This is a genomic window from Chromohalobacter sp. HP20-39 (assembly GCF_033052815.1).
In the GTDB taxonomy this organism is placed as follows: Bacteria; Pseudomonadota; Gammaproteobacteria; order Pseudomonadales; family Halomonadaceae; genus Chromohalobacter.
On record NZ_JAWHTP010000071.1, the window covers coordinates 1 to 629 of the forward strand.

Genomic DNA, 629 nt, shown 5'->3' on the forward strand with positions numbered 1-629 from the left:
GGCTGACCCATACCTGTTCGTCGACGACATGACCGTGAATGGGCTACTGCTCTGCAAGCAGCACCACACGGGCAAGGACGCCGGCATCCACGACATGCCGTTCCCGCTCTGGATCGCACAGCGGTACGCGATCGAGGGCTACCAATTCACACCGAACGAGGTGATCCACCATGCTGATGCTGATTGAGAAGGCCATCGACTGGCTTTTTGGCGACGTGAAGCGCATCTTGATCGTGGCGGTCCTTCTGGTGATCGGCATGGCCGCCGCCGTCGGTATGATCTACAAGCACGAGCGAGATGCGGCACGCGCCGAACTGGCGAAAGTGCAAACGGCTCTCGCGAAAGCCGAGGGCGACAACCAGGCACTGGGCGCATCCCTGGCGCGGCAGAGTCAGGCCGTTACCGACATGCAGAAGGCGGCGATTGCGCGCGAGGCAGCAGCTGCGGCCGCCGACAAGGCGGCCCAAGCCGATCAGGCCAAGTACAGCATTGCCGCCGGCCGCATCCTGGCACAACAGCCTGGCGTCGATGCCTGCGCGTCGCTGCACGCCCTGCGCGTGAGCTACAGCGGGAGCCAACCATGATCCGGGCCGCATTGCTGTGCCTACTGTTGGCCGGCTGCGCCAACG

Annotated in this window: 2 protein-coding genes; both read left to right on the top strand. The window is 64.2% G+C overall.

The genetic code is table 11. From position 1 onward, the window contains the following. The coding region (locus tag RVY79_RS16950; RefSeq protein ID WP_317465637.1) for a hypothetical protein at window positions 1-187 on the top strand (187 nt) is incomplete at its 5' end. Continuing rightward, on the top strand, window positions 171-584 hold the full coding sequence (locus tag RVY79_RS16955; protein ID WP_048932667.1) for a hypothetical protein: 414 nt from the start codon (window positions 171-173) through the stop codon (window positions 582-584). The genes RVY79_RS16950 and RVY79_RS16955, both read left to right, overlap by 17 nt. Window positions 585-629: the final 45 nt, after the last annotated feature.

Excerpts from the sequence above, each read along its gene's own strand:
- RVY79_RS16955 (WP_048932667.1), top strand. The coding sequence starts at position 171 with ATGCTGATGCTGATTGAGAAGGCCATCGACTGGCTTTTTGGCGACGTG.